Origin of the sequence: Trichocoleus sp. FACHB-591, from assembly GCF_014695845.1 — a bacterium.
Lineage (GTDB): Bacteria > Cyanobacteriota > Cyanobacteriia > FACHB-46 > FACHB-46 > Trichocoleus.
In genome coordinates, this window is the sequence record NZ_JACJPA010000004.1 from 1 (window position 1) to 4,008 (window position 4,008).

General features: G+C 50.5%; 5 protein-coding genes. 1 reads left to right on the forward strand and 4 read right to left on the reverse strand.

Annotated elements, in window-relative coordinates; translation table 11 throughout:
- Positions 1 to 259 precede the first annotated feature (259 nt).
- Positions 260 to 415, reverse strand: a complete 156-nt coding sequence (locus H6F90_RS00050) for a hypothetical protein (RefSeq protein ID WP_190549092.1) — start codon at positions 413 to 415, stop codon at positions 260 to 262.
- A 328-nt stretch (positions 416 to 743) separates the two neighbouring features.
- Between H6F90_RS00050 and ltrA the strand changes: the two genes are divergently transcribed.
- Complete coding sequence (gene ltrA / locus H6F90_RS00055; RefSeq protein ID WP_190549095.1) at positions 744 to 2,471, forward strand: group II intron reverse transcriptase/maturase; 1,728 nt, start codon at positions 744 to 746, stop codon at positions 2,469 to 2,471.
- A 203-nt stretch (positions 2,472 to 2,674) separates the two neighbouring features.
- On the opposite strand, the gene H6F90_RS00060 is transcribed toward ltrA, so the two are convergent.
- The 3 genes from H6F90_RS00060 to H6F90_RS00070 all read right to left on the reverse strand — a co-directional run.
- Positions 2,675 to 2,989 (reverse strand): hypothetical protein, encoded by a 315-nt coding sequence (locus H6F90_RS00060; protein WP_190549097.1) that lies wholly within the window; start codon positions 2,987 to 2,989, stop codon positions 2,675 to 2,677.
- Between the two features lie 90 nt (positions 2,990 to 3,079).
- The gene (locus H6F90_RS00065) at positions 3,080 to 3,454 is read right to left on the reverse strand and encodes a group 1 truncated hemoglobin (protein WP_190549099.1); all 375 of its coding nucleotides are present in this window, start codon (positions 3,452 to 3,454) and stop codon (positions 3,080 to 3,082) included.
- A 38-nt stretch (positions 3,455 to 3,492) separates the two neighbouring features.
- The coding region (locus H6F90_RS00070; protein WP_190549101.1) for an alternative oxidase at positions 3,493 to 4,008 on the reverse strand (516 nt) is incomplete at its 5' end.

Below are 4,008 nucleotides of genomic sequence, written 5' to 3' on the forward strand. Positions count from 1 at the left end.
CAAGATTGCCGTTTCCGCATGGCGATCGCTTCACCAAAACGCCCGACGGTGGTTGGACCAGCGGGCCTTTCAGGAGTTGTGCCCAGATCCACGTAAAACAATGCCATCAAATTTCGGTGGACTAGCGTTGGCATGTGCGACCCGTTCGCTCGAAATGAGCTACAAGGCTCAAAGATGAGCGGTAAGGAAAACGACCCTGTGTACCTTGACAACTAGATAACCGTGTAGGTGAGAGTCAGTATCCTAGAAAACTCAAGGCCTACCCCCAAAGTGCATGGGTGACAGCGTATTCCCCATCTCGCGACTGGCTATCAACGGGTGAAGCGGGAATAAAAGGCGGTAACTGGGGAGCCTCCCCTGGAATCCCGTCGAGCATGAACGCATGGAGAGCGCAAGCAAAGATGCATGGAGCCATCGTTAACTAGAACCAGCTCAAGAGGCTACGAGGCTGGGGCCAAAACGGCAAAGGATCAGGGGCTGACCTACATGCCAAGGATCAGTAAGCACTCCCGATAAACCCGGTGGATAGCATCCTCCTAAACGTTCAAATCACGGTTATCTGGAACGGGATAACCTGCTACGGCTCTCTCAGAACCAAGGTCGATAGGTCTGAGTAGGTGCCCACCGCAAGACCGTAGCAGGAGGGATTGCCTAAGAAGCAAATGCTCAGTTGAAAGACTGAGATAGGCAGACGTAGGCACGATGATGCAAACGATAGAGTGGTTAGTCGCGGTACATAAGTCATGAGCACGTCCCCCAAGACGATGTATGAATGGCACCAGTTGCCCTGGCGCAAGCTGGAGCGACAGGTGTATAAGCTGCAAACGCGAATCTATCAAGCCTCTCGCCGTGGCGATGTTAAGGCAGTTCACAGATTACAACGACTCCTACTAACGTCCTGGGCCGCCCGATGTCTAGCCGTCCGACGAGTCACTCAAGATAACCAGGGAAAACGAACGGCGGGGGTAGATGGCATTGCGTCACTCCACCCTCGACGGCGCTTACAGCTGGCTAAGAACTTGAAGCTTACAGATAAAGCACAACCGACTCGCCGAGTTTGGATTCCCAAACCGGGTAAGGAGGAGAAACGCCCGTTAGGCATTCCCACCGTGGCAGACCGATCCCGACAAGCACTGTTGAAGCTCGCTCTGGAACCCGAATGGGAAGCCAAATTTGAGCCCAACAGCTATGGGTTTCGACCCGGACGTTCAGCCCATGATGCAATAGAAGCGATCTTTAACTGTATTCGAGTCATCCCTAAGTATGTTCTCGATGCAGATATTTCAAAGTGCTTTGACTGCATCAATCATCAAGCCCTGTTGAACAAGCTCAACACCTCACCCACCATTTACCGTCAGGTAAAAGCGTGGCTCAAAGGCGGGGTAATGGAATCTGGGCAATGGTTTCCAACAGAAGCGGGTACTCCCCAGGGAGGAGTAATCTCCCCATTACTTGCCAACATCGCCCTGCATGGGATGGAAACTCGAATCAAACAGGTGAACCGTAACGCTCATCTGATTCGTTTTGCTGACGATTTCATCATTTTGCACGAACGACTTGAGGTTGTTCAAGCTTGTCAGCAGGTCATCGCTCAGGGGCTATCTGAACTGGGGTTAGCATTACATGACGCTAAAACTCGGTACACGCACACGTTGCAAGAGTATCAGGGAAACGTGGGATTTGACTTTCTGGGATTTACAGTCCGGCAACACCGGATTGGCAAGCACCAATCCAAGTCCCACTTGGGTCATAAAACGCTGATCACCCCCAGTCAAGGAAACTTGAAGCGTCACCTCGAGCAAATCAGGTCTATCATCCATCAACTCAGAGCTGCCCCACAAAGGGTGCTCATCCGGGCACTCAACCCCGTGATTCGAGGATGGACAAACTATTACGCCACTGGCGTGAGCAAAAAGACCTTTGGAAAGGCTCAATGGCAGACGTTTTTGAAGCTATGGCGATGGGCTACCCGACGGCACCCGAACAAGAGTCGCAATTGGGTAGCTCGCAAATACTGGCACCAGTCTCAATTCTCGACCGACCCTGAAGGCCAGATGCGGCTGATCAATCACCAAGAGGTTGCTATCCAACGGCACGTCAAGGTGAAAGCGGACAGAAGCCCTTTTGACGGAGACTGGCTTTATTGGAGTCAACGCTTGGGACGACATCCTGAACTCCCGACCCGAGTAGCGGTCTTATTAAAACGACAGTCAGGAAAATGCCCGCTCTGTGACCTGTACTTCAAGGCAGAAGACCAGATGGAAATCGACCATGTTCTACCCCGTTCTCAGGGGGGAAGCAGTCTCTATTTCAATCTGCAACTTCTGCATCGGCATTGTCATGACAACAAAACACGCAGTGATTTGAAGAGGTATGCCTTGTCAGGGCGTTGCATTGTTGAGGAGCTAGATGAAGGGAAACTTTCACGTCTAGTTTTGAAGACGAGTCGGGTAGGTGACTGCCCGACTTAGTCAACAAATCACTCAAAAGTGATGGTCTGAAACCATGATTCTGCGGTAGGACTCGATCGCTGAACCCTTCTAAAACTGTCTGAGTAGATGCCATCTTGCTGTGCATCGCAATCATTCTGATTCGGAACCTTGCTGCGATAGATGTTCCAAAACCCAGTCCAGTTTAAGCTTTCCAGCTCATCTTTCACTTCTTGGCCCCTCATTCAACAGCTCAGCCCCTCATTCAAAACCGTAACTTTCTGTTCAAATGCGCCTGCTGGTCCCATTTGCAGGTTGTTCGCCTCTTTGTCTGCTTGCTTAACGAGCTCTACAGCTCTCACCGTTAGGTCAGCGATCGCCTGCCCGTCCTCTTGGCACTTTGAATCAAGCTCGTCTAGCAAGGCAGCGTATTGCTTCTCGGCACTGGGCTGAGTGTCAATCGAGGCGAGCTTGGACTCTATTGTCTTCTGACTAAAGCCACAGCTGGTTAGAGCTAAGGTGGCGATTGCTGCACAGGTGAATAGGACTAACTGCCTCAAGGTCTACTTCTGAATCGGTGACTCCACAACGCTAACCTTGCTGAGCAGGCGATCGCTCCCTGAGGCAGAACTTAAGCCAAGCTATCAGTCTTACTGGTTTAAGACATCTTTTCGGTGTTGGGGGGCAGTCGCGATCGCAGCGACTTCTGCCAATAGATCTTGAGAAACTCCCATCTCCTTTAGCGTTGCCATCAAATTTTCTGCAACGGCATCAAAGTGTTCGCTGTTTAGACCTTGCTTTTCTACCAACTCCTTGTGAGCTTTGCGCATGTAACGACCATCATATTTATCAGTTCCACCAAAGGCATAAGTCAGAAAAGCCTTTTGGTGTGCCCGTTGTTTCACCATATCGACATTGGCAAAGAAGTGCTTGATACGCTCATCCTGCAAGACTCGCGCATAGAATTTGTCAACCGCTAGGTCAACAGCAGCGGCACCACCAAGTTTTTCAAATAAAGTCGCCATATTTCTTCTAATCCTTTTCAGCAATTGCTTGACTACACTTAAGCAGGTTCTTTTTCTGCTGCTTGCACAATTTGTACGGTTTTCGCAGCGATCGCGGCTCTCACCAACTCTGGCAAGGCAGGGCGATTTTCAGTGTGTGGGCTTTGGAATGTATCTTGTGCATTAGGTTGTTGGCAGGCAATCATCGTTTTGACGTGTTCTAATTCGTCTTCGCGAACGGCAACGAAGACATCATAAAGATTCTCAATTTGAGGGCGACGAAATGCCTCAGGATGCGTCGTTTGGAATTCGTCAAACATATACAAGTCGCCATCGCGGTAGTAGTTGATGGCGACTTCTGGCGCAGGCATTTGTTTGAGCGCTTCGCCGTGCTCTTGGAGAAACAGGTCGTAGGTGTGGTAGGCGTGCTCTTCAACTTGCTGCATGAAGTGGTAAGCAGCGCGAGGATTGAGGATATACACCAAAACAATCACCCAGTAGTAAATCAATCCGCCAATCCGAGCTAGGGAGCGATCGTACCAGTGGTCATTGCCACCGAGAGATTCGGCAATCAG

What these genes read in the sequence shown, in the direction of transcription:
- H6F90_RS00050 (WP_190549092.1), bottom strand. Translation starts at nt 415, where the DNA reads ATGGCTCCATGCATCTTTGCTTGCGCTCTCCATGCGTTCATGCTCGAC.
- H6F90_RS00065 (WP_190549099.1), bottom strand. Translation starts at nt 3,454, where the DNA reads ATGGCGACTTTATTTGAAAAACTTGGTGGTGCCGCTGCTGTTGACCTA.
- ltrA (WP_190549095.1), top strand. Translation starts at nt 744, where the DNA reads ATGAGCACGTCCCCCAAGACGATGTATGAATGGCACCAGTTGCCCTGG.